This window comes from Streptomyces sp. NPDC052042 (assembly GCF_044548345.1).
GTDB lineage: Bacteria > Actinomycetota > Actinomycetes > Streptomycetales > Streptomycetaceae > Streptomyces.
In genome coordinates, this window is the sequence record NZ_JBIUBU010000009.1 from 260,742 (window position 1) to 281,553 (window position 20,812).

The 20,812-nt window shown below is 67.4% G+C and carries 18 protein-coding genes and 2 pseudogenes; 11 read left to right on the plus strand and 9 right to left on the minus strand.

What is annotated here, in order from left to right; all coding sequences use genetic code 11:
* Positions 1 to 15: 15 nt before the first annotated feature.
* The 5 genes from ACIHCL_RS17905 to ACIHCL_RS17925 all read right to left on the minus strand — a co-directional run bounded on the left by ACIHCL_RS17905 (position 16) and on the right by ACIHCL_RS17925 (position 4,507).
* Positions 16 to 756, minus strand: coding sequence for a class I SAM-dependent DNA methyltransferase (locus tag ACIHCL_RS17905; RefSeq protein ID WP_399862724.1), 741 nt, complete (start codon positions 754 to 756; stop codon positions 16 to 18).
* Positions 757 to 1,103: 347 nt separating this feature from the next.
* A complete protein-coding gene (locus ACIHCL_RS17910; RefSeq protein WP_399862727.1) occupies positions 1,104 to 1,856 on the minus strand; it encodes a choice-of-anchor P family protein in 753 nt (250 codons plus the stop codon).
* 313 nt (positions 1,857 to 2,169) lie between these two features.
* Positions 2,170 to 3,531, minus strand: coding sequence for a glycosyltransferase (locus tag ACIHCL_RS17915; protein ID WP_399862729.1), 1,362 nt, complete (start codon positions 3,529 to 3,531; stop codon positions 2,170 to 2,172).
* A complete protein-coding gene (locus ACIHCL_RS17920; protein WP_399862731.1) occupies positions 3,528 to 4,076 on the minus strand; it encodes an archaeosortase/exosortase family protein in 549 nt (182 codons plus the stop codon). Before ACIHCL_RS17920 ends, ACIHCL_RS17915 begins: the two co-directional genes overlap by 4 nt.
* A 233-nt stretch (positions 4,077 to 4,309) precedes the next feature.
* Positions 4,310 to 4,507: a hypothetical protein gene (locus ACIHCL_RS17925; RefSeq protein WP_399862733.1), complete on the minus strand. Its 198-nt coding sequence runs from the start codon at positions 4,505 to 4,507 to the stop codon at positions 4,310 to 4,312.
* Between the two features lie 346 nt (positions 4,508 to 4,853).
* On the opposite strand from ACIHCL_RS17925, the gene wecB reads away from it, so the two are divergent.
* From wecB to ACIHCL_RS17945, 4 genes are all read left to right on the plus strand, one after another.
* Positions 4,854 to 6,026, plus strand: coding sequence for a non-hydrolyzing UDP-N-acetylglucosamine 2-epimerase (gene wecB / locus ACIHCL_RS17930; RefSeq protein ID WP_399862735.1), 1,173 nt, complete (start codon positions 4,854 to 4,856; stop codon positions 6,024 to 6,026).
* A 314-nt stretch (positions 6,027 to 6,340) separates the two neighbouring features.
* A complete protein-coding gene (locus ACIHCL_RS17935; protein WP_399862737.1) occupies positions 6,341 to 8,356 on the plus strand; it encodes a 3-hydroxyacyl-CoA dehydrogenase in 2,016 nt (671 codons plus the stop codon).
* A gap of 22 nt (positions 8,357 to 8,378) precedes the next feature.
* Positions 8,379 to 9,188 carry an enoyl-CoA hydratase/isomerase family protein gene (locus tag ACIHCL_RS17940; protein WP_399862739.1) on the plus strand — a complete coding sequence of 270 codons (810 nt, stop codon included), beginning with the start codon at positions 8,379 to 8,381 and terminating at the stop codon, positions 9,186 to 9,188.
* Positions 9,185 to 9,991, plus strand: a complete 807-nt coding sequence (locus tag ACIHCL_RS17945) for an enoyl-CoA hydratase-related protein (protein WP_399862741.1) — start codon at positions 9,185 to 9,187, stop codon at positions 9,989 to 9,991. Before ACIHCL_RS17940 ends, ACIHCL_RS17945 begins: the two co-directional genes overlap by 4 nt.
* 24 nt (positions 9,992 to 10,015) lie before the next feature.
* Here the strand turns inward: ACIHCL_RS17945 and ACIHCL_RS17950 are convergent, their stop codons facing one another.
* Entirely contained in the window at positions 10,016 to 10,750 is a 735-nt protein-coding gene (locus ACIHCL_RS17950) for an IclR family transcriptional regulator (protein WP_399862743.1), read from the minus strand.
* A gap of 343 nt (positions 10,751 to 11,093) precedes the next feature.
* Between ACIHCL_RS17950 and ACIHCL_RS17955 the strand changes: the two genes are divergently transcribed.
* The 5 genes and pseudogenes from ACIHCL_RS17955 to ACIHCL_RS17975 all read left to right on the plus strand — a co-directional run bounded on the left by ACIHCL_RS17955 (position 11,094) and on the right by ACIHCL_RS17975 (position 17,492).
* The gene (locus ACIHCL_RS17955; protein WP_399862746.1) at positions 11,094 to 12,485 is read left to right on the plus strand and encodes a TIGR00366 family protein; all 1,392 of its coding nucleotides are present in this window, start codon (positions 11,094 to 11,096) and stop codon (positions 12,483 to 12,485) included.
* 42 nt (positions 12,486 to 12,527) lie between these two features.
* Complete coding sequence (locus ACIHCL_RS17960; RefSeq protein WP_399862748.1) at positions 12,528 to 13,940, plus strand: phenylacetate--CoA ligase family protein; 1,413 nt, start codon at positions 12,528 to 12,530, stop codon at positions 13,938 to 13,940.
* Positions 13,937 to 14,962, plus strand: a complete 1,026-nt coding sequence (locus ACIHCL_RS17965) for a zinc-binding dehydrogenase (RefSeq protein WP_399862750.1) — start codon at positions 13,937 to 13,939, stop codon at positions 14,960 to 14,962. The genes ACIHCL_RS17960 and ACIHCL_RS17965 overlap by 4 nt, the downstream gene beginning before the upstream one ends.
* A gap of 22 nt (positions 14,963 to 14,984) precedes the next feature.
* Entirely contained in the window at positions 14,985 to 16,202 is a 1,218-nt protein-coding gene (locus tag ACIHCL_RS17970) for an acetyl-CoA C-acyltransferase (protein WP_399862752.1), read from the plus strand.
* Between the two features lie 724 nt (positions 16,203 to 16,926).
* Positions 16,927 to 17,492 (plus strand): annotated as a pseudogene (locus ACIHCL_RS17975) (transposase).
* A 558-nt stretch (positions 17,493 to 18,050) separates the two neighbouring features.
* Here ACIHCL_RS17975 and ACIHCL_RS17980 read toward each other — a convergent pair.
* Both ACIHCL_RS17980 and ACIHCL_RS17985 read right to left on the minus strand, forming a co-directional pair.
* Positions 18,051 to 18,269, minus strand: a complete 219-nt coding sequence (locus tag ACIHCL_RS17980) for a chaplin (RefSeq protein ID WP_399862754.1) — start codon at positions 18,267 to 18,269, stop codon at positions 18,051 to 18,053.
* 329 nt (positions 18,270 to 18,598) lie between these two features.
* Positions 18,599 to 18,781: pseudogene (locus tag ACIHCL_RS17985) on the minus strand (transcriptional regulator); the annotation flags it as partial.
* A gap of 534 nt (positions 18,782 to 19,315) precedes the next feature.
* On the opposite strand from ACIHCL_RS17985, the gene ACIHCL_RS17990 reads away from it, so the two are divergent.
* Positions 19,316 to 19,555 carry a hypothetical protein gene (locus tag ACIHCL_RS17990; protein WP_399862756.1) on the plus strand — a complete coding sequence of 80 codons (240 nt, stop codon included), beginning with the start codon at positions 19,316 to 19,318 and terminating at the stop codon, positions 19,553 to 19,555.
* On the opposite strand, the gene ACIHCL_RS17995 is transcribed toward ACIHCL_RS17990, so the two are convergent.
* Positions 19,527 to 20,456 (minus strand): protein kinase family protein, encoded by a 930-nt coding sequence (locus ACIHCL_RS17995; RefSeq protein ID WP_399862790.1) that lies wholly within the window; start codon positions 20,454 to 20,456, stop codon positions 19,527 to 19,529. The two genes, ACIHCL_RS17990 and ACIHCL_RS17995, sit on opposite strands and share 29 nt — an antisense overlap.
* On the opposite strand from ACIHCL_RS17995, the gene ACIHCL_RS18000 reads away from it, so the two are divergent.
* Positions 20,382 to 20,543: a hypothetical protein gene (locus tag ACIHCL_RS18000; RefSeq protein WP_399862792.1), complete on the plus strand. Its 162-nt coding sequence runs from the start codon at positions 20,382 to 20,384 to the stop codon at positions 20,541 to 20,543. The genes ACIHCL_RS17995 and ACIHCL_RS18000 overlap by 75 nt on opposite strands.
* Positions 20,544 to 20,812 lie beyond the last annotated feature (269 nt).

Below are 20,812 nucleotides of genomic sequence, written 5' to 3' on the forward strand. Positions count from 1 at the left end.
GCCCGGTGGCCGACCTCAGGTTGGCTTGCGCCACACGGAGATGTGTTTCGCGGAGTCCTGGGTGAACGGCGCCCCGTCCCAGTTCGCGACGCGACGTTCCCTCTCTAGCCCGGCCATCCGCGCCATCAGGTCAAGTTCTGCCGGCCAGGCGTAGCGGTGCCGGGAGTTGTTGCGGCGGTAGCGGCCGTCGTTGCCGTCCCGGGTGAAGTGGTGCGAGACGAGAATCTGCTCGACGAGGTCGAAGGTGTCGAAGCCGAGATGCTGCTCGGAGACGTCGAACGGCACCGCGACCTGGCCGGGCGGCAGGAACCGCAGCGGCGGCACGCCCAGCTCGATGACGAATCGGCCGCCGGGCTCCAGATGCCGTGCGGCGTTGCGGAAGCACTCGACCTGCTCATCCTGAGTGAGCAGGTTCGTAATGGTGTTGTAGACGAGATAGACCAGGGTGAACTCGCCGGGAACGACGGTGGTGGCCATGTCCCCGATGACTACCGGGAGCGTGTCCTCGTCGATCTTGCGCCGCAGCACCGCTGCCATGTGCTCGGACAGTTCTATGCCCACGACCGGCACGCCGCGTTCCCTGAGCGGGACGCCCACTCGTCCGGTCCCGATGGCGAACTCCAGTGCCCGGCCGTCTCCGGCGAGCTCGGCGAGGAAGGCGAGAGTCGGACCGAGAACGGCGGCCGAGGACATCTCGGTCTGCTCGGCGTCGTAGCGGTCGGCGGTCGCACGGGTCCATAGCTCACTGCTCGTCACGGGCGGCCACTTTGCCGGATACCGAGGGGCGCTGTCGACGCATTTACGTTCTCCTCGACGCTGCCTGCACCGCCCACAGCTCGTGGTCGCCTTCCCTCAGCTTCGGCCGACCCGCCTCGCACCCGGATCAAGAGTCCCGGAGTGATCCAACCGCCTTGGAGATCATTTCGTTAGGAGTTCTGAAGGCTTGCAGAGAATCGGGCCTGTCCGGCTCCTCGGTCGGGTGGACCGAGGAGCCGGACAGCAGGCCGGTACGGTCGACGTCATACGTCGGACCTCGCACGTCAGACCTCGTGAGTCGGACGCCGGACGCCGGGCGTCAGGCGGCAGGCGTCAGGCGTCAGGCGTCAGGCGGCCGACCCGTCGGCGGCGGCGTTGCGGCGGCGCAGGTAGACCGTGGCCAGGACGCCCGCTATGGCCGCGCCCCCGGTCGCTCCGGCGACGGTCGGGTCGATCATCGGAACCGCCTCGGCGGGCTCCGCCCCACCGCACTCGGCGTGGCCGACGACCAGGTTGGCGCCGTTCAACGCCGGCAGCAGGGTGATGTGGACGGCGTTCACGGTCAGCACACCGTCGGCGTCGGTGGTCTGCTCGTTGAGGACGATCGAACCGACGGCGGGGATGCTGATCTTGGTGTTGGCGGGGGCGTTGGCCTGGAGGTTGGTCGGGATTCCGAGGACGCTGATCGACCCGCCCGCGATCAGGCCGCTGCCCTTGGCCCCGGAGGGGGTCGCCGCGCAGGTCGACTCGATCCCCGTCAGGGACACCGAGGCGACACCGAGGTCGAGCCCGAGCTTGTCGACGGCCGCGGAGGCCTTCGAGGTGCCGTCGGCCGGGTTGCCCTCGGTGTCAGCGGTGAGCACCGAGGTGGTGGTGAACGCGCCGAGGTTCAGACCGACGAGGGTCTCGGTACCACCCGACGGGTACGTCGAGTGGGGCGTCGGCGCCACGGCGACGGCTCCGGCCAGGGCCTCCGAGGAGACGACATAGGCGTCGGCCTTGGGGGCCGGAAGGGCGGCGTACGCCGGGGCGGCGACGGACAGCGCTCCGGCGACGAGGGCGCTGCTTGCCAGGACGCGGTTGCGGGTACGAATTCTCACGGATTGGGCCTTTCGTGTAGCGGGCAGCCAGGTCCGCTGCCGGGTGGTGGTTGCGGGGACGGGCGGTTCCCGTCGGCCATGAAGGTGCACAGGGCTTTCGGGGCCGTCCCCCGAACGGGCCGCCGGCGGTGGCCGGTCGAGGCCGATGGGCGTCGTCGAGCCGCGCGCCGGGGACGTGCGGGTGGTGCTTCAACTCCGTTCACCGGAAGTGGACTTGGCCATGGATTCCGGTCAGGGAGAAGCTTGAGCGGTCGAGGAGGAGCCTGATCGGTCGGAGAGAAGGTGTGATCGGTCGAGGAGAAGGCGTGATCGGTCAGGCGGTGGCGATCTCCTGGGCGGCGGGCAGTGGCTCGGCCGTGCGGGCCGTCTTGTGCCAGGAGCCCTTGCGCCGCACGATCCGCCAGAAGGCGCGCACCGCGACGATGTAGGTGGTCGCGGCATAGACCGCGAGCGCGAGGCCGTAGCCGAGTGCGGCCCGGCGGCTGACTCCGGGCTCGCAGCGACGGCGGTAGAGCGGTCCCCAGACGGCGAACTCAGAGATCCCCACGAGCAGGTAGAGGGCGATCAGCGGAGCACCGCCGTGGCTGAGGAAGGCGAGGACGAACTCGGGGTACACGACCGCGTTGTAGGCGAAGGCGGCGATCGGAACGGTGTAGACGACCAGCCCGATGGCCTGGATCCAGGGCTGGCTCATGAAGTAGAGGACTTCGAGGAAGCCCATCGTGGTGAAGTGATGGGAGCGCCAGACCTGTCGCAGATAGGGCGCGCACTGCATCGCTCCTTGCGCCCAGCGGACCCGCTGAGTGATCAACTGCCGTACGCTCCACAGGGCTTCCTGATCCACCCAGGCGGCCGTGGTGTAGCCGTTGCGCCAGCCGCCGAGCATCATCCTCAGCCCGAGCTCGAAGTCCTCCAGCAGCGCGTTTCCCCACGGTTCGGCGCTGCCCTGGTCGATCGAGCGCAGTGCGCTGAGCCGGTTGGCCTGCCCGTTGCCCCCCACGTTGACGGTCCGGGTGTACCGGCGGGTGATCTGCATGGCGGAGATCGGTCCGCGGAACTCGATGTCCTGCAACCGGGCCAGCAGGCGGGCGAACCGGTTGCGAATGGGCCCCCGGTCGGGCAGGGGCACGGCCACGTCACGGTTGGACATCCGGACCTCGGCCTGGACGGCGCCGATGGCCGGGTTTCCGAAGAGCGTCGGTCCGGCGAAGCAGTCCAGCATCCCCGGGGAGGGACGCCCGTCGGCGTCCAGGACGGTGACGATGACCCGGTCGGGGTCGGCGTCCTCGGGAAGCCAGGATTCAAGCGCCTGGTAGGCCGCGTTCAGCGCGTCGCCCTTGCCGGTCCGCGCCTGCGGCAGCCGACGGCTGACCAGATGAACGGGGTGTCCCGCGTTCGTCCGGGCCCGTACCACCTCGGCCGTCCGGTCGTCGGAATGGTCGTCGACGACCCAGACGCGGGCGCCGGGGAAGTGCCGGGCGACGTAGTCCAGGGTGGTGCCGATGACGGCCTCTTCATCCAGGCAGGGGATGAGGAAGTGCCAACTGAACCCCGTCGGGTCACCCGGGGGATCCGGGCGCGCCCGGAGGAAGTTGCGCACGATCACGGCCACGTAGGCGAGGAAGCTGACGCCCAGAACGAAGGAGAGGGATATGGAGATGTCGAGCAGGGTCACAGTGCGTCGTCCTCGGCGTCGTGGGCGGACGTTCGGTTGACCATGTAGAGGAAGAGCAGCAGGGCGACCAGGGCGGCGGCCATCATCAGCACCGAGCCGAACAGGATGTGCGTCCAGCCGAATCCCTGGTCGCCGTAGCGGTGCTGCATGGCGACGATCAACATCAGACGCCCGAGGTTGGTGCCGCCGATCAGGGCCGCCGCCAGGGCGAAGCCCAACAGGATCCGTGTCGGCCTGCGCGTGCTGAACAGCAGCAGGACACCGGACAGTGCGGCGAGCATGGCAATGAACAGGGCGCTGCTGCAACCAGTGGTCAGAGCGATTCCGCGCCCGAAGCCGCCCTCGTCGCCGGCGTAGAGCACCGGTGCGTCGGGGGCCTCAAGCACCATGGTCCGCAAGCTCAGTACGTGGGAGATCAGCCACTCCGCCGCAGCCATCTCATGGAAGCGGTAGCTGCGCTCACCGACGACCAGGGACCCGCACAGGACCAGTAGCAGTGACCCGAGCACCCGGCCGAGCAGCGAGGTGCGACCGGAGTGCGACACGCGCGAGCGGACTGGTCTCAACGACCGGGGTCCTTGCGGCAACGCGTCTGAAGTCATGAAGAAAACCCCCTGGGAGAAAGACGGGCGGCCGAAGGCTCCGCGGCAGCCGACCCGTACGCGCTCCGGCGAGTAGTCGAGCCGGCGGCACGGCCGGTGCTCGTTCGCGGTCCACCGCTGCCCCTCCCCCGGGGCCGTGCGGGACCGCCCGATCCATCCGCTCGCGACGGCGAGCGTTATGCCCGGCCGCGCCTCTGGTCGGCCGACCCGGTCTTGGCGGCGGCCAACTGACCGCGTCGAATCAGCACAACACCCAGCAGCACCAGCGCCGTTGCGGTGGTCGCCGCGATGCCGAGGCCTGGCGAGCCGGTGGAAGCGAGCACGCCGCCGCCGGCCGCAGCCGGGGGCAGGCCCCCAGCTATGGGTCCATACATGGGTAGTTCCTCTCGTTCCAGCCGATTCCCGAGATCGGATAAGCCCGCATATTGCCGCACCATTCATTCGATCTGACTAAAAACATGGGCACTTGTTCGAAAATCACCCGTTTGCCGCAATGCCCCGCGCGCGACGACGAGAGGCCATCCCAACTGCCCGTGACACCCCGTCAACCCTTGCCGAGGGATCCGCAACCCAAATCGACGCGCACACCCCACCCAGGCCACACCATTGATCCTTTTGGGTGATTTTGACGATCTTTTCGGATATTCCTTCGAATCCCTTCCTTCTGTCTGCTGATACTGCACTGCCCCCCACCCCGCTCTTCGCCTCCCTCGGAGCACCATGTCCTCGACCGATGTCGCCCTGGTCTTCGGAACCCGCCCGGAGATCGTCAAACTCGCCGGCGTAGTCCGCCTCCTGGGCCCCCAGGCCCGCGTCGTGTGGACCGGCCAGCACTGGGACCCGGCCCTCACCACCGCCTTCTTCGCGCAGTACGGCCTTCCCCGCCCGCACCACCGGCTGAAGGGCGTCGGCGGCGAACCGCGCGGACAGCAGATCGGCCGCATGGTCAGCGCGTTGAGCGACCACCTCGCCGCACGCCCACCGGCCGCCGTCGTCGTCCAGGGCGACACCAACACCGCGGCCGCCGGCGCGCTGGCGGCGCACTGCGTCGGCATACCCGTCGTCCATGTCGAGGCCGGGCTGCGTTCGTTCGACCCCGACATGCCCGAGGAAGCCAACCGCCGCCTCATCGCCCCACTCGCCGACCTGCACTGCGCGCCCACCACGACGGCGGCCGCGCACCTTCTACGCGAGGGCATCGAACCCCACCGGGTGGTGATCACCGGAAACACCGTCGTCGAGGCGACCCTGGAATCCCTGCCCTCCGAGGCTGAAGTCCGTCGCATCGTGGCCGAACACGCCGTCGTCCCGGGTGGCTATGTACTCGCCACCATCCACCGCCCCGAGAACACCGACGACGCCGCGAGGCTCGCCCAGATCCTCGATCAACTCGCCGCCCTGGAACTGCCGGTGCTGCTGCCGCTGCATCCCCGGACCCAGGCGGCCGTCGATGCGTTCGGCCTGCGGACCTCGATCGCGCGGCTGCGACCGATCGATCCGCTGGACCACGCCGCCTTCCTCGCGCTCGCCCGGCACTGCCGTCTGCTGGTGTCGGACTCCGGCGGGGTCCAGGAGGAGTGCACCGTGCTCAAACGCCCGCTCGTGGTGGTACGCAACTCCACCGAACGCCCCGAAGCCGTACAAGCCGGCTTCGCCCGCCTCGCCCAGCCCGGCCACGAACTCGCCCGCGCGCTGAGCGACTTGCTCGATGACGAGAGCGGCGCCGAACGACTGGCCCGGCTCCCCTCCCCCTACGGCACCGGTCAGGCGAGCACCGACATCGTCACCGCGGTGCGCGACCGCTACCTGGGCACCGGGCCGGTCGCCGCCGTACCGCGGCCGGGAGGCGACCGAACCCGGCTCGGCCCGACGGCTGCCCGTTCCCGGGCCTGACCCGACCAGCGATCGCGAAGTCCGACGACCCATGTTCGGCGCCACGCAATCGGCGAAGGTGGAGGTCGGCGCGGACTACATAGCGGATGCGGGGCCGCTTGAACCGGTGGGGCCAGGCAAAGACGCGCTGAATCACCCATCGTGTCCCGGCCACGCTCGATAGGTCCCGGCTGCCTTCGCGGGTGGACCGTCGTCGCTCGTTCCTCGGTCACACGAAGTCACCGCTGCCCACGAACCCGCTGGCGCCGAAGGGGCCGCACCGCCGGCACCCGAAGATGTCGCCGGACAGGGCGAGGGGGAAGCTGCTGGAGACAGTGAACACCGCGCGGGACCGGCTGGTCGTCGACCGGCTCGCCGACGGCGGGCTTCGGATCGGCGAGCTGTGCGGGTTGCGACTGGTCGACCTGCACCTGCGGGAGAACGCAGCCTGCGGCGAGTGCCGCGCCCCGCACCTGCACGTCTGCCACCGGTCCGGCAACCCGAACCGGGCCGAGACCAGGACCAAACACCCCTGGCAGGTCACGCGCGGGACGGTCACCGGCGGGCTGATCAAGCGAGTCAGCCCGGCGATGGTGCACTCCTACTTCGAGTCCATCACCACCGAGTACCAGCGCGGAGCCGGGCACGGCATGCTCCTGGTCCAGTTGCACGGCGCCGATCCCGGAGCGGTTCAGACCATCACGTGCGCGAAGACGGGCTCGTCACCGGCCTGTCCGGCGGTGACGAGCCCGTCTTCCGCAGAGCGGGATGGCCTTCCGCCCACGCCTGTTGTTGGCCACATGACTCCCTTCCTAGGGTGGGTCTCGCCCGTCGCCGGGACGGCGCGGAAAGGAGTACGCATGATTGTCGGCATTGTGGGCGCGGGGGCGATGGGACGAGGCATCGCCCAGGTGACCGCCCTCGCCGAGCACGACGTGCTCGTCTTCGACACCGACCACGACGCTGTCGTCTCCGCGACGACGTCGATCGCGGAGAGTCTCGACCGCGCGGTCGATCGCGGCCGCACCACGCGCGAGGCTGCGGATGCCGCTTCGGCCCGCATCGTCGGCGCCAAGGCACTGGATGCGCTGGCCCCGTGCGATCTCGTGATTGAGGCGGTCGTGGAGCGCGCCGATGTGAAGCGCGCCGTGTTCGCCCAGCTGGAGGCGATCGTGGGACGCGATGCCGTCCTCGCGAGTAACACGTCGTCGCTCTCGATCGCCTCGATCGCGGGTGCGCTCGAGAATCGTCGTCGCGTCGTCGGGCTCCACTTCTTCAATCCCGTGCCCGCCATGCGACTCGTCGAGATCATCGGCGGTCCCGACACGAGCGATGACGTCATCACGCTGGCACGCGAGTGGGTCGACAGCATCGGTAAAGTCGGGGTGATCGTCCGCGATTCGCCCGGCTTCCTCGTCAACCTCGCCGGACGCGCCTACGCGACCGAGGCGCTGGCGATACTGCGCGACGGGGTCGCCACGATCGAGCAGATCGACCGCATCGCCAAGGAAAATCTCGGATTCGCGCTCGGCCCCTTCGAACTCATGGACCTCACGGGGCTCGACGTCAACTACACGGTCACCCAGAACCTGTTCGAGCACAACTTCGGCGACCCGCAACTGCGCTCGACGTGGTATCACCGCTACCTGAAGGACGCCGGCCTGCTCGGCCGCAAGACGAGCCGCGGGTTCTACGACTACCGCGGCAGCAGGACGAGTGAGGATCCGGTGTCCGTGAACCCTGCGGCTTCGACTGCGGCCGTCACCATCGCCACTGCCGGTGACCGCGCAGAGGAACTCGCCGGGCTCCGCGACCGCGCCGGACTCGTCGCGGCGCAGCCGGACGACGCCGACCTCATTCTCGTCGCGCCACTCGGTACCGATGCTTCTCGGACGGCGGAGAAGTTGGGTCTCGACCCGCTGCGCACCGTCGCGATCGACCGCCTCGTGCCAGAGGCCCCGGTACAGACCCTCATGGTGCCCCCGGGAGTGCAGGCCTCGCCGGTCGCGGCTCTCGCCGCTCGGCTCCGCACTCTCGGGGACGTCGAGGTCATCCGGGATTCTCCCGGCTTCGTCGCGCAACGCATACTCGCGGCGATCGTGAACCTCGCGGCGCAGATCGCTCAGCGCGGGATCTCGAGTCCTTCCGACATCGACACGGCAGTCAAGCTCGGCCTCCGTTATCCGAGAGGCCCGCTCGAGTGGGCCGACCACGTCGGCGTCACCATAATCATCGAAGTGCTCCGCGGGATGTACGAAACAGACGCGGACCAGCGCTACAGCCCCAGCCCCTGGCTGCGCCGCCGCGCGGCTGCCGGACTTTCAGCCCTCACTCCTGACTTCTCCTCCTGACTAACGCTACGAAGGGACCACAATGTCGGTCTACGACTCCTACGAGCACCTCCTCATCGACAAGGTAGAGGACGGCATCCTCACGATCACCATGCACAATCCGGGGCGCCTCAACGCAGCGCACGCCGGGATGCACCGGGAGCTCGCCCGGATTTGGAAGGACATCGACGACGACGAGGACGTGAACGTCGTCATTCTCAAGGGCTCCGAAGGCGCGTTCTCGGCGGGAGGCGACCTGGATCTCGTCAAGGACATGTCGGAGAACTTCGATGTGCTCACGCGCGTGTGGAAGGAGGCCCGGGATCTCGTCTACAACGTGATCAATTGCTCGAAGCTCGTCGTCTCGGCAATGGAGGGTCCCGCCGTCGGTGCGGGCCTTGCCGCGGGGCTTCTCGCCGACGTGTCGATCGCCGCGAAGGACGCGCGCATCATCGACGGCCATACCCGCCTCGGCGTCGTGGCCGGCGACCACGCCGCGATCGTGTGGCCGCTCCTGTGCGGCATGGCAAAGGCCAAGTACCACCTGCTGCTGTGTGAGCAGGTCACCGGCGAGGAGGCCGAGCGGATGGGACTCGTGTCGCTCGCGGTCGACCAGGCCGACGTGCAGAAGGAAGCGCTCAGGGTGGCCCGCAAACTCAACAGCGGTTCGAAGACCGCGCTCCGCTGGACGAAGTACTCGCTCAACAACTGGCTGCGGATGGCCGGGCCGACGTTCGACACGTCGCTCGCCCTCGAATTCCTCGGCTTCAACGGCCCCGACGTACGAGAGGGTCGGGCGTCCCTGGTCGAGAAGCGTCGGCCGCAGTTCGGTGCGCCCGCGCAGACGAGGTGAACACCGTGACAACTCAAGAAACCGAGGCCCGTCCGGCCGAGGTTCTGGTCGAGCATCCTTCGCCCGGTGTCGTGTTGGTGCGCATCAACAGGCCGGAAGCGAGGAACGCTCTCTCCATGCCTCTGCGACGGCGGCTCGCCGACGTGTTCCGTGAGTTCGAGGACGATCCGTCGGTGCGCGCCGTCGTTCTCACCGGAACGCAGCGGACGTTCGCTGCGGGCGCCGACATCAACAGCATGATCGGGGTCTCGGCCGTCGAGATGTACAGGCGGCACACGGAACGACTCTGGGCAGCCGTCGGGCGGTTCTCGCGTCCCGTCATCGCCGCCGTCAACGGTCATGCGTTGGGCGGGGGGCTTGAGCTGGCGATGAATGCCGACATCATCATCGCCGGCGAGGGCGTCCGGCTCGGCCAGCCGGAAGTGCGGCTCGGGATCCTTCCCGGTGCCGGTGGAACCCAGCGGCTCCTCCGTGCGGTCGGCAAGTTCCAGGCGATGAGGCTGTGTCTCACCGGCGTCTCCATCACGGCTCATGAGGCGTACGAAATCGGTCTCGTGTCCCAGGTGGTCCCCGACAATGAGGTCGAGACCGGCGCTGTCGCCATGGCTGCGGAGATAGCCGCGCTGCCCGCTGTCGCAGTCGAGCAGATCAAAGAGATCATCCAGCTCGGTGCCGACGCCTCGCTGGAGACGGCGCTCGCACTCGAGCGCAAGGCCCTGCACATCCTTTTCTCCACGAAGGACAAGGAAGAGGGGCTGCGCGCATTCGCCGAGAAACGCGCGCCGGCCTTCATCGGCGAGTAGAGCGCCGGCGGACGAGCTCTCCGATCAGTCGGCGAGCTCGTCCGTCGTCTCAAGGAGCAGGGGGACAAGAGAGCCGTCGATGTCCGTGCGCTGGAGTTCCTCCGTGTACGCAACAAGGCTCAAGGCGTAGAGCTCGCCGCCGGCGTGAAACGCAGTGGCGACGCCTCCGACGTCGGAGTGCCAGCTCCTCAGGCTCACATACGCCCTGGATTCAGGCTCCGTCAACCGCCGGTCGAAGTCCTCGACCGGCTGTCCGCGCTGCGTCAGGTCCTTGCGGACGGCCGTCGTCGCCCGGCCCTTCATCGGCTCCGTCATCGACCGGAGGAAGGCGATCCCGGCGGCCGAGACGGAGATGGGGAGTCGCCCGCCCACGGAGAGCGGGACGGCGCGCGCCCGACGCGGTCGGCTCACGACGAGAAACGCCACGTGAAGATCGTCGCGGACGGCGAGCGCCGTTGTCATTCCCGTCTCGTCCGCGAGCGCATCGATGGCTTTCTGGGCGCGGCCCGCGATGGGTAGATTCGCAAGCACGGGATAGCCGAGGCGCAAGTTCTTGGGCGTGAGCACGTACGCGCCGGACTCCTGGCTCTGCCGGAGGTAGCCGAGTTGCACAAGGCTGTCAGTCAGCCGGGACACCGTCGATGGCGGCAGCCCGGTGGCTCGAGCCAGTTGGCCGTTGCCCATGGCACCGTTCGCACGCGACAACACCTCGAGGACCTTCAGTCCCCGAGCGAGCGCTGTGATCGGTTGGCCAACCATTTCTGAAGGCTATCTCACAGCCCTTCCTGTCCAGACGCCCAGGTGGAGGGACAGCCGGGCAGGAGGCGGCGCCGGTCGAGTGCCGTGACCGGACGATCGAGCTTCCGGCTTCCGGCTTCCGGCTTCCGGCTTCCGGCTTCCGGACGACGATCGACGCCAGATCGACACGGCGCAGCCTCGGCATGCCGTTGCGACCACGCCGAAACCTGTCCTTCCGGCAGACGGAATGGGCTTCCACTCCCGTGTCTTGAGCTGCCAATTCACCACCTCGTAGCGTGGCCGAAACTCTCCCCGGTCGGATGATGCGTTGCGCGCGCCGACTCGCCGAATCGTTGGAGTCCCCATGTCGCAGACAACACAGCCGTCCACTCGTATGTCCGCCTCCGAACGCGTAGCGGACTGGTATTCGAAGTATTTTCCCGATGCGCTGCTCTTCGCTCTCATCCTCACCGTGATCGCGATGGGCCTCGCGCTCGTCTTCACCGACGCCGGTCCGGGCGGGGTGATGGACGCGTGGTTCGAGGGCTTCCCAATGCTCTTCACCTTCGCGTTCCAGCTCGCGTTCACGTACGCGGCGGCGCTAGTACTCGTCGACACGCCCAAGGTGCAGCAAGGCATCACATGGCTCGCTCGCAAAGTGCGGACCCCCCAGGCCGCCTACGTGGCGACGGGTGTCCTCGGTGCACTGACCTCGTTCGTGGGCTGGTACATCGGCCCGGTGGTCACCGCGATCTTCGCGCGCGCCGTCGCCAAGGAGATGAAGGACGTCGACTACCGCCTCATCTCTGCCATCGCATACTCGTCCTTCGTCATTTCGCTCACCGGCCTCTCAGGCACCATTCCGCTCTTCGTGGCGTCCGAGGGCCCGCTGACGGAGACGATCGGTGGTCTGATCGGACTCAAGGACACCACGTTCTCGGTCATGAACCTGGTCTCCGCCGCGACGATCGTGATCGCCACGACCGTCGCTTTCTACTTCGTCGCCCGCAGCAAGACCGAGGTGGTCTCATTCGCCGACCTCGCGGTCGGGAGCAACACCGCGACCGCCGAGGCGGGCAATGAGGCCACTGAGAACTCGAACGGTGAGCGGACCTTCGCGGAGAAGGTCAACGGCAACCGCCTTCCGCTCCTCGTCATCGGGCTTCTCGGCCTCGGCTACCTTCTCTACTACTTCTGGCAGAAGGGGCTCGCCGGGCTCGACCTCAACACGGTGGCGTTCATCGCGCTCGTCATCGGCTTCCTCATGCAGAAGAACGCCGTCGAATACGCCGCGTCATTCGCACGCAATCTCGTCTCGACCGGTTCGATCATGCTTCAGTTCCCCATCTACGGCGGCATCGCGTCCATCTTCGCCGTGACCGGTCTCGCAGGCGTGCTGGCCAACGGACTCGTGAGCATCTCGACGCCAGGAACGTTCCTCACGATCACATTCCTGATCACGGGTCTACTCAATCTGTTCGTGCCCTCGGCCGGCTCGCAGTTCACAGCGACGGCTCCGTTCTTCCTTCCTGCCGGTGAGTCGTTGGGTGTCGACAACACACTGACCATCATGGCCATCACCTACGGGGACATCTGGACCAACCTCGTCCAGCCGTTCTGGGCACTCCTGTACTTCCCCATACTCGCCGCAGGAACGAAGCTCAAGGTGCGCGACTTCATGGGGTACTGCCTCCCCATCCTGATCGTGGTCGGCATCATATGGATCCTCGCCCTCAACTTCCTCCCCATCCGCTAAGTCGCGATCCGGTAACGGCTCCCGACAACGAAGGTGACACACATGCGCGAACCGACCCGCCCGCCCTACTACCACGAGACGATGGACTGGGATCGGCTCACCTCCGAGTACCAGCCGCCGTACGAGTTCATGTCCGGATCACGGCTGTGGTCGCCCGACCACATAGCCGACGAGCAACTTCGGCGGCTCCGCAGCGCGATGGACCGGGCGGCCAAGGTCCCGTTCTACCAACGCCTGTGGGCGAAGCACAGCTTCGATCCCTCGCAGGTCCGGTCCCTGGACGACTTGTCCCGGATGCCGTCGTACACGATCGACGACATCCGCGACAGCATCGAGCACGCACCGCCGCTCGGCGACTACCAGGGGGTCGGCTTCGAGGACGCGCGGCATACACCGCTGCGCATCTACACGAGCGGTGGCACGACCGGTACGCCACGACCGACGGTCTACACGCAATGGGACCGCGAGGTCGGGGCGATCCTCTCGGCCCGGACGTTCTACATGCAGGGCATCCGTCCCGGCGACGTGGTCGTCAACGCATGGGCCTATTCGACTCACAATGCGGCGTGGATCATGGATCACGCACTCTGGCACTGGCTCGGCGCCATCCCGATCACCACGAGCACGGGAAACGTGACACCGACCGAGAAGCAGGTCGAGTTCGCCCAGCTCTACGGCGCGGCGTCGATCACCGCGACGTCCGACTATCTCCTCCACATCGCGGAAACCGCCCGGGGAATGGGAATCGATCCGAAGACGGATCTCAATCTCAAGACAATTCTTTCGTTCGGTGACACAAGAGCCGTCGAGGAAGCATTCGGTGTACCTGCCTACGATTCGTACGCCTTTCACGAGGTGCAGTACGTGGCAGCCGAATGCGAGGCGAAGGACGGCTTGCACATCTTCGAGGACGCCTTCATCGTCGAAGTCGTAGACTTCGAAACCGGCGAGCCGCTTCCCCCCGGGCACCGGGGAAATCTCGTTGTCACCGCGCTTTACAAGACAGGCACATCCCAGCTCCGCTACAACATCCAGGACATTTCGGCGAGCTACGAGCTCGCTCAATGTGCGTGCGGCAGTTGGCACCGGAAACTCGACTACTTCCGGGGCCGCAGCGACACGATGGTGAAGCTCCGCGGTGTCAATGTGTGGCCGGAAGCCTGCGGCAAGATCATCGCCGGCCATCCGGGCATCACCGGCGAGTACTTCTGCTATGTCGAGCGGGTGACTCCCCGGGGGAAGCCGGCGCGCGACGAGATGACCGTCATGGTGGAGGGCGCGGACGGCACAGGCGACTCAGCGACCCTGCGTGCCGAGCTCGAGACGCTCCTCAAGCAGAAGATCGGCGTTGCCATCGAGGTCGAGCTCGTGGGGCGCGATGCCCTGCGCGAGCTCACGGGGCACGGTCATCGTGCCAAGCTCAAGCGTTTCGAGGACCGTCGGGAGTCGCGATGAAGGTCCAGGTCCAGGAAGAACACGACGCCCCACTCGTCCTGCGCGAACGAGACGAGCCTGCGGTGGGTGCCGGCGAGGTACGCGTGCGCGTCATCGCTGCCGGGCTGAACCACCTCGACTTGTGGCTCCGGCAGGGCGGCACAGGCGACGCCATCACGCTGCCACGTGTGCCGGGCAGCGACGTGTTCGGCACCGTCGTCGAAACCGGCGACGGTGTTCCGTCCGACCTGCTCGGCACGCGCGTGGTCGTCTACCCGGGACGGGCGTGCGACAAGTGCCATCACTGTGCCGCTGGGCACCCGTCGGCGTGCCGCGCATTCCGGATCCTCGGTTACCAGTACGACGGCGGGTACGCGCAATCCGTCGTCGTCCCGGCCGGCTCGGTCGTTCCGCTGCCGCACGACGCTCCCCGGGAATGGGCCGCAGTGCCCGTCTCGTACATCACCGCATGGAACGCGCTCGTCGCCAAAGGCGGGCTCAAGGCCGACGACGTCGTCGCCGTGTGGGGAGCGACCGGCGGCCTCGGCAACGCGGCTGTGCGGATCGCCCGCGCCATCGGCGCTCACGTCGTCGCCCTCGTCGGCAGCGACGAGAAGGCGTCGTGGCTCTCCGCGACGGGTTTCGACGGTGACATCGTGGTCAGGGAAGACGATGTCGTCCGCCGTGTACGGGCCACGACGGACGGTCGCGGCGTCGACATGGTCCTCGACCACGTCGGAGCGGCCACCTGGAACGCGAGCCTCAGGATGCTCGCCGTCCGCGGTCACCTCGCATTCTGCGGTGTCACCACAGGCCACTCGGTCGAGATGGACCTCCGGCCGGTGTTCGGCAAGCAACTGACTGTGGCCGGCTCCTGGATGGGGGACGCCGCCGACCTCGCCGCCGCGGTAGCGCTGCTCCGTGACCACCCCGAAGCGCTGCCGGTGATCGAGAACAGTTTCAGCCTCGATGATGCGGGATCCGCCCAGGAGGCGCTCTCCGACCCGGCAGGCAACGGCAAGATCATCCTGCGCTGCGACTGAACTCAACACGAAGGTGAGACGAATGACAGAGGCATTCCTGGTCGGAGGGGCGCGTACCCCGGTGGGCCGATACGGTGGCGCACTCAGCGCAGTCCGGCCGGACGACCTCGCCGCCATCACGATACGGGCGGCGGTCGAGCGAGCAGGGATCGACCCGGCCCTGGTCGACGAGGTCGTCTTCGGCAGTGCCAACGGGGCCGGCGAGGAGAACCGCAACGTGGCTCGCATGGCGTGGCTGCTCGCCGAATACCCCGACTCGGTGCCCGGGATCACCGTCAACCGGCTGTGCGCATCGGGCATGAGCGCCATCGTCATGGCGAGTCACATGATCAAGGCAGGCGCGGCGGACATCGTCGTAGCGGGTGGCGTCGAATCGATGTCGCGCGCCCCGTGGGTCATGGAGAAGCCCGCCACGGCGTTCGCATCGCCGGGCTCCGCCTTCGACACGTCGATCGGCTGGCGGTTCACCAATCCCCGCTTCCTCAGCGGAGAGCTCTCCCGCGACGGCAAGACCGTCTTCTCCATGCCGGAGACGGCTGAGAAGGTCGCCGCTGTCTACGGCACCTCGCGCGAGGACTGCGACGCCTTCGCCGCACGATCCCACGAGCGCGCGATCGCAGCCAGCGCCGCGGGGCACTTCAAGGACGAGATCGTGCCCGTCGAAGTGCCGCAGCGCAAAGGCCCCGCCGTCGTCGTCGACACGGACGAGGGACCCCGGCCCACGTCGGTCGAGGTACTGGCGGGGCTGCGGCCCGTCGTACGCGGCGGCAGCGTGGTCACCGCGGGCAACGCCTCCACGCTCAACGACGGTGCCTCGGCGATCATCGTCGCGTCCGAGAACGCGATCGAGCGCCACGGCCTCACGCCACGCGCCCGCATCGTCGACGGTGCTTCGGCTGGTGTCGCCCCGGAGACGATGGGTATCGGTCCCGTGCCGGCCACACGTAAGGTGTTCGAACGTCAGGGACTCGACATCGCACAGATCGCCGCCGTCGAGCTCAACGAGGCGTTCGCCTCTCAGGCCCTCGCGTGTATCCGGGAACTCGGACTCGATGAGGAGACCACCAACCGCGACGGCGGCGCAATCGCGCTCGGGCATCCGCTCGGGTCCTCTGGTGCACGCATCGTCATCACGCTTCTCGGCCGGCTCGAGCGCGAAGCAAGCAGTGACGACCGCGGGCTCGCGACGATGTGCGTCGGCGTCGGCCAGGGCACAGCCCTCGTCGTCGAGCGTGTCTGAGTAGGTATTTTCAACCAGCCTCCTCGGACCGCGTCCGGCGGTCCGAGGAGGCTGGTTGATCTTTGTTCCGGAACGGGGTGTGCATGCTGCCGGGACTCGGTGAACTGGGCGGATGAAGATCCTTCATGCTGGCTGAACCGGTTCGCCGCAGCATCCTGCTTGTCGTCAGTTCGCCCTCATGACGAGCGCGACGCGGCGCATCCGGGTCGGCTCAGCCTGTGCCAGTCAGCTCGTCACCTGGGCCAAACACAGGACCTGCGGCTCACCTTCAAAACGGTCAGGCGGGCCCACGGATGCCTACGGTTTCACCGTCTCTCCCGTCGTGGACCGTCGACCGAACGTTGCGGGATGGCTCGGCTGCGGTGCTCGCGTCGCTGCCAGCCGCCCACGTGGGCCCCGCACACGCAGGGGTAGTTCAGGGCTCGGAAGCGGCCTTTGAAGAACTGACACATCTCACTGAACCGCCCCGGGTTCGGCAGAGATCTCAGATTGTGGTGCTGCCCTGGGGTTTCGTGAGTTCGGTGTAGTAGTTGGCTTCGTGTTCGACGGGCAGGATGTGGCCCATCTCCCCGTGGAGTCTTCGGTGGTTGTGCCAGTCGATCCACTCTGCAATGGCCAGCCCGACCGGGGAGAGCGTCTTCCAGGGCCGCTAGAGCGTATCGAGTCGTGATCAATCTGCGGGATGTGCCTTCGTGGCACGGTCTGGTCCGGTAGACCGTCTTACGTGACGCGAGTGCAACTGACCGTTCCGGAATGGGAGTTCATCGAGCCGTACCTGCCGATCGGCGAGTACGGCCCGTATCCCGAGCGGCTGCGGCAGCAGTTCGAGGGCGTGATCTGGCGGTTCAAGACGGGCGGGCAATGGCGGGAGATGCCGGCAGAGTTCGGCGCCTGGTCGACCGTCCACAACCGCTTCCGCCAGTGGCGTGACGCCGGGGTCTTCGAGGCCCTGCTGGAGGGCCTGATCGCGGAAGCCGCGAAGCAAGGTGAGGTGGATCTGTCCCTGGTCAGCATCGACTCCACCACCGCCCGTGCCCACCACGACGCGGCCGGGATGCACCTCGACGAGGACATCGTCACCGCTCTGGAGAAGGCTGCCGCCGAGGAGAAGGCCAGGTCAAAGGGGGCGGCCTCGAAGAACGGAACACCGTCGAGCGGGCGATCAACAGGATGAAGGCATGGCGAGGCATTGCGACCCGCTACGACAAGACCCCGGGGAGCTACCTCGCCGGCCTCCACCTCCGCGCCTCGATGATCTGGATCAAGGACCTCACACGAGCAGCCCCTTGATCACAACCAAATACGCTCCCCAGCTGAACACCAGGCCAGCCCCTCCCGACGTACGCGTCAGGGACAAAACCGGAGGACCCGGGGCAGATAACGTAGCGACCCCCATCCCCCGTCCGGCCACAACACTCCGAACACGAACTGTCGGGCCGAAGCACCACCCGATCGTGGCAGCCCGGCGTGTCGGCGGCCCGCGCGGCGCCTTCGACGCACCGCCTGCGCCGGGTCCCGGGGCTTGGAAGCAGATGGCTCGGAGCCGGGCATGCGGTTCGGGTCAACGCTGTGCCGTATGCGCGGGCGTGTCCCAACTCTTTGTGCAGTGCCCGTAGTTGGGGACAAGCGCACACATCATGGGTCCATCGTGGGGTGTGCTCGGGCGTTCTCCGAGGAAGCCGTGCGCGCCGTCGGCGGCCGAGCAGGAGGGTCGTACGGTTTCGGTGCCACACAGACAGGGGCCCCGCCCGGACAAATCCCGGACGGGGCCCCGCGCCTTGTGTCAGGCGCTCTGGCATCGGGCGTCAGGCGCCGCGCCGCTCAGAGCACCGCCACGCGTGCGCTGTATCAGGCGTTGGCACACACGTTGCCGAACGCCGGGTTCAGCAGACCGATGACATCGATGCTGTTCCCACAGAGGTTGACCGGCACGTGCACCGGGATCTGGAGGACGTTGCCGGAGAGGACGCCGGGGGAGCCGATGGCGGCGCCCCCCGCACCGGAGTCGGCAGCGGCGGCACCGGCGCCGGCGAGAACGGCCGCGGCGGCCATAGCGGTGGCGGCCATAGCGGTTCGAATACGCATTTTTCTCCCATCAGGGGACGAAAGTTCCGAAACTGATCACAGCACAATCAGCCTGGAATCGGCTCACTGGAGGAGGATGGATCACTCGATCGTGTAACGACACCCGGTATCACCGCCGCCAACCAGGGCCGAACGAGTGAACCGATCGACCGTGAGCCGGTCGACGTGAACCGATGACCGGGGACGTGACCACGCGGGTACGCGCGTATCCGGAGCAGCGGATGAAAGGCCGTCACGTCAGGCGGTACGAAGGGCGGGCGGTCGTCGACACGCCGCTTCCGTCGAGCACCACACTGCATTACGCACCGTTAGTGGCGGATGGTGAGGGTGCGGAACTCCAGGTACCTCTGGCGCGGAAGTGGTACCTGGGACTGGTTGAGGGGGTGGAACTCGACGCGCGTGCCACGCCCTTGAGCGTTGAGGCGGCGGAGCAGGTACCGGGCGACGTTCGCTCGGCGCACCGTACGGTAGGCCGCTTCGATCTTCTCCATGTTCTTGGCACGGAGAGTGGGTACCGCTGACATATACGTAGAGTAACCATCCGGAGCGGCGCCCCTCGATTCATCCAACGCACACCAGTCGATTCACCCAGCGGGCACCGGAAGGGTCGCAAGCACCTACGGATCGGCGGGTGCCCACTGCCGGTGGGCCAGGGACGTGTACAGGGCGGACGTCCCACGGCTCGAACCGGACCGGGAGCCGTCGCGGCTCGTCGCCTGTCACCACGTCGGCGACCAGACCATGAGCGTCTGAGATTTCCGTGCGGGTCGGGATTCCGGTCCCGTATGGAAGGGGGCAAGCCGCCGTATGGGTGGTCAACTCGCCCGTACGGAAGGTGGATCCAGCCGTACGGAATGGGAAGGCATCCACAGGGGAGCCGAGTCCGCTCTTGTGGAGGGCCCGGCTCACCCGTATGGAACGGGAATCCCCGGCCCGGCCGCGGGCTCCGGCCTGCGGCCGGGCCGGGGAAATACCGATCGGAACCCACCAGGTCCAAGGCCGAGCCGCTGGAGCGGCAGGGTGCCACCGTGGTCGGCCACATCACGGACCTCGCCGACCGGGACGTGTTCACCATGGTCTCCACGCCCGCCGTGCTGGAGTCCGTGATGCTCGACGAGGGTGGGCTGCTCACCGGCGAGCGGGTGCCGCGCGTCATCGACGACACGACGCGCTGGGAAAACTCTTCAAGCGCAACCGGACCAACCACATCGCCGGCCGCGAGGGCCCGTGGCTCCCTGCTCAGCCGCGAAGCGCCCTGTCCGTACTGAGGGCCCGGCGGAGCTCCTTCAACGGGTACGGGGTCTCCCTGCTCTCGTCCTGGATCTTGAGGTAGAAGTCCGTCAGCACTGCGGCGAGCGGTGCATGGCGGGAGAGGATCGCCCTGGCCTCTTGCGGTCCGTCCGGCGGGTCCTCCCCTTCCGCACATGCGCGAATGAGTGCATGGCGTTCATCCCTCGCGTAGCCGTACAGAGCCGTGATCAGCCAGTTCACCAGCCAGCTGCGCGTATAGCAGCGATCGTAGGTCCTGTGCAGTGCGAAAAAGCTGGTCTCGGACGGTGAGAGGTCGAATTGAGAGGAGAGGGCGAGGCCGTAGTCGGCGAAGTAGAGGCGTCGGCCGTCGGCCAGGATGTTCTGAAAATGGGCGTCGAAGTGGAGGAGCCCGCGAGCGTTCATGAAGGACGTGCCGGCCTCCAGCTCCGCCTCCACCAGGGAACAAGCCCGGTCGGCGGACTCTTCATCGGCCTCCATCTGCTCGGTGAACCACTCGTGGAGCGTCTGAGGGATGTACTCCAGGAACAGCGCCAGGCTCGCAGGGGACTGCTGAAGGGCCTCGATACGACGGCGTACCTCCGGCCGGCCTCCCCAATAGGCCACGGCCCGCTCCACATCCGCGAGTTCCTCGGGAAGCGAAGGCGCCGTGTCTGGCAGCACGCGCCAGTGGTACATCATCGGAAACCCTTGGTACTGCCCTCCGAGCACCCAGTTCGTCGTCATGGTCTGAACGGCGAGCTCCCGCCACGCCCCGAATCCAGGCCCACCGACGCCGTACTGGCAGAAGGTGGGAAGCCCGAACAGGTTGGCTGTGGACCGTACATGCTCCGGAAGAAGCTCCATACCCGTGAGTGGAACCCGCTTCACGAAGACCGGCTTCCCGCCAACCTCCAGCAGCGCAGACCTCCCGCCGATGCCGGAGCCGAGCGGTACGGCAGCGTCCACGAGCCTGGCCAGTTGCTGATCACTTCGCAGGGCGAGTGACGTGGAGACCGTGCTGTAGGAAGCCAGACGCGCGTCTTCCCATGGATCGGAACGTGCGGCCGCTCCCTGCACCGAGATGCCAACCCCATTTCCACCGTGCACGCGACTGTCCGCCAACTGCTGCCTTCGGACTGTACGTGAAGGTCGATGAGGAGGTCAGCAGAATCGACGGAGTGAGGGCATCGCGACGTCCAGTGGCAGAAGGCGCGTGCCTGCCCCTTGCCAGAGCCGCAGCCTCGAACCCGGTCGCGCTGCGGTCGCTGGAAGTC

Bases quoted from the DNA above. Each gene is read 5' to 3' on its own strand.
- ACIHCL_RS17925 (WP_399862733.1), bottom strand. From the start codon at position 4,507: ATGTATGGACCCATAGCTGGGGGCCTGCCCCCGGCTGCGGCCGGCGGC.
- ACIHCL_RS17965 (WP_399862750.1), top strand. From the start codon at position 13,937: ATGAAGGTCCAGGTCCAGGAAGAACACGACGCCCCACTCGTCCTGCGC.
- wecB (WP_399862735.1), top strand. From the start codon at position 4,854: ATGTCCTCGACCGATGTCGCCCTGGTCTTCGGAACCCGCCCGGAGATC.
- ACIHCL_RS17960 (WP_399862748.1), top strand. From the start codon at position 12,528: ATGCGCGAACCGACCCGCCCGCCCTACTACCACGAGACGATGGACTGG.
- ACIHCL_RS17955 (WP_399862746.1), top strand. From the start codon at position 11,094: ATGTCGCAGACAACACAGCCGTCCACTCGTATGTCCGCCTCCGAACGC.
- ACIHCL_RS17940 (WP_399862739.1), top strand. From the start codon at position 8,379: ATGTCGGTCTACGACTCCTACGAGCACCTCCTCATCGACAAGGTAGAG.
- ACIHCL_RS18000 (WP_399862792.1), top strand. From the start codon at position 20,382: ATGCTCCGGAAGAAGCTCCATACCCGTGAGTGGAACCCGCTTCACGAA.
- ACIHCL_RS17970 (WP_399862752.1), top strand. From the start codon at position 14,985: ATGACAGAGGCATTCCTGGTCGGAGGGGCGCGTACCCCGGTGGGCCGA.
- ACIHCL_RS17950 (WP_399862743.1), bottom strand. From the start codon at position 10,750: ATGGTTGGCCAACCGATCACAGCGCTCGCTCGGGGACTGAAGGTCCTC.
- ACIHCL_RS17980 (WP_399862754.1), bottom strand. From the start codon at position 18,269: ATGGCCGCCACCGCTATGGCCGCCGCGGCCGTTCTCGCCGGCGCCGGT.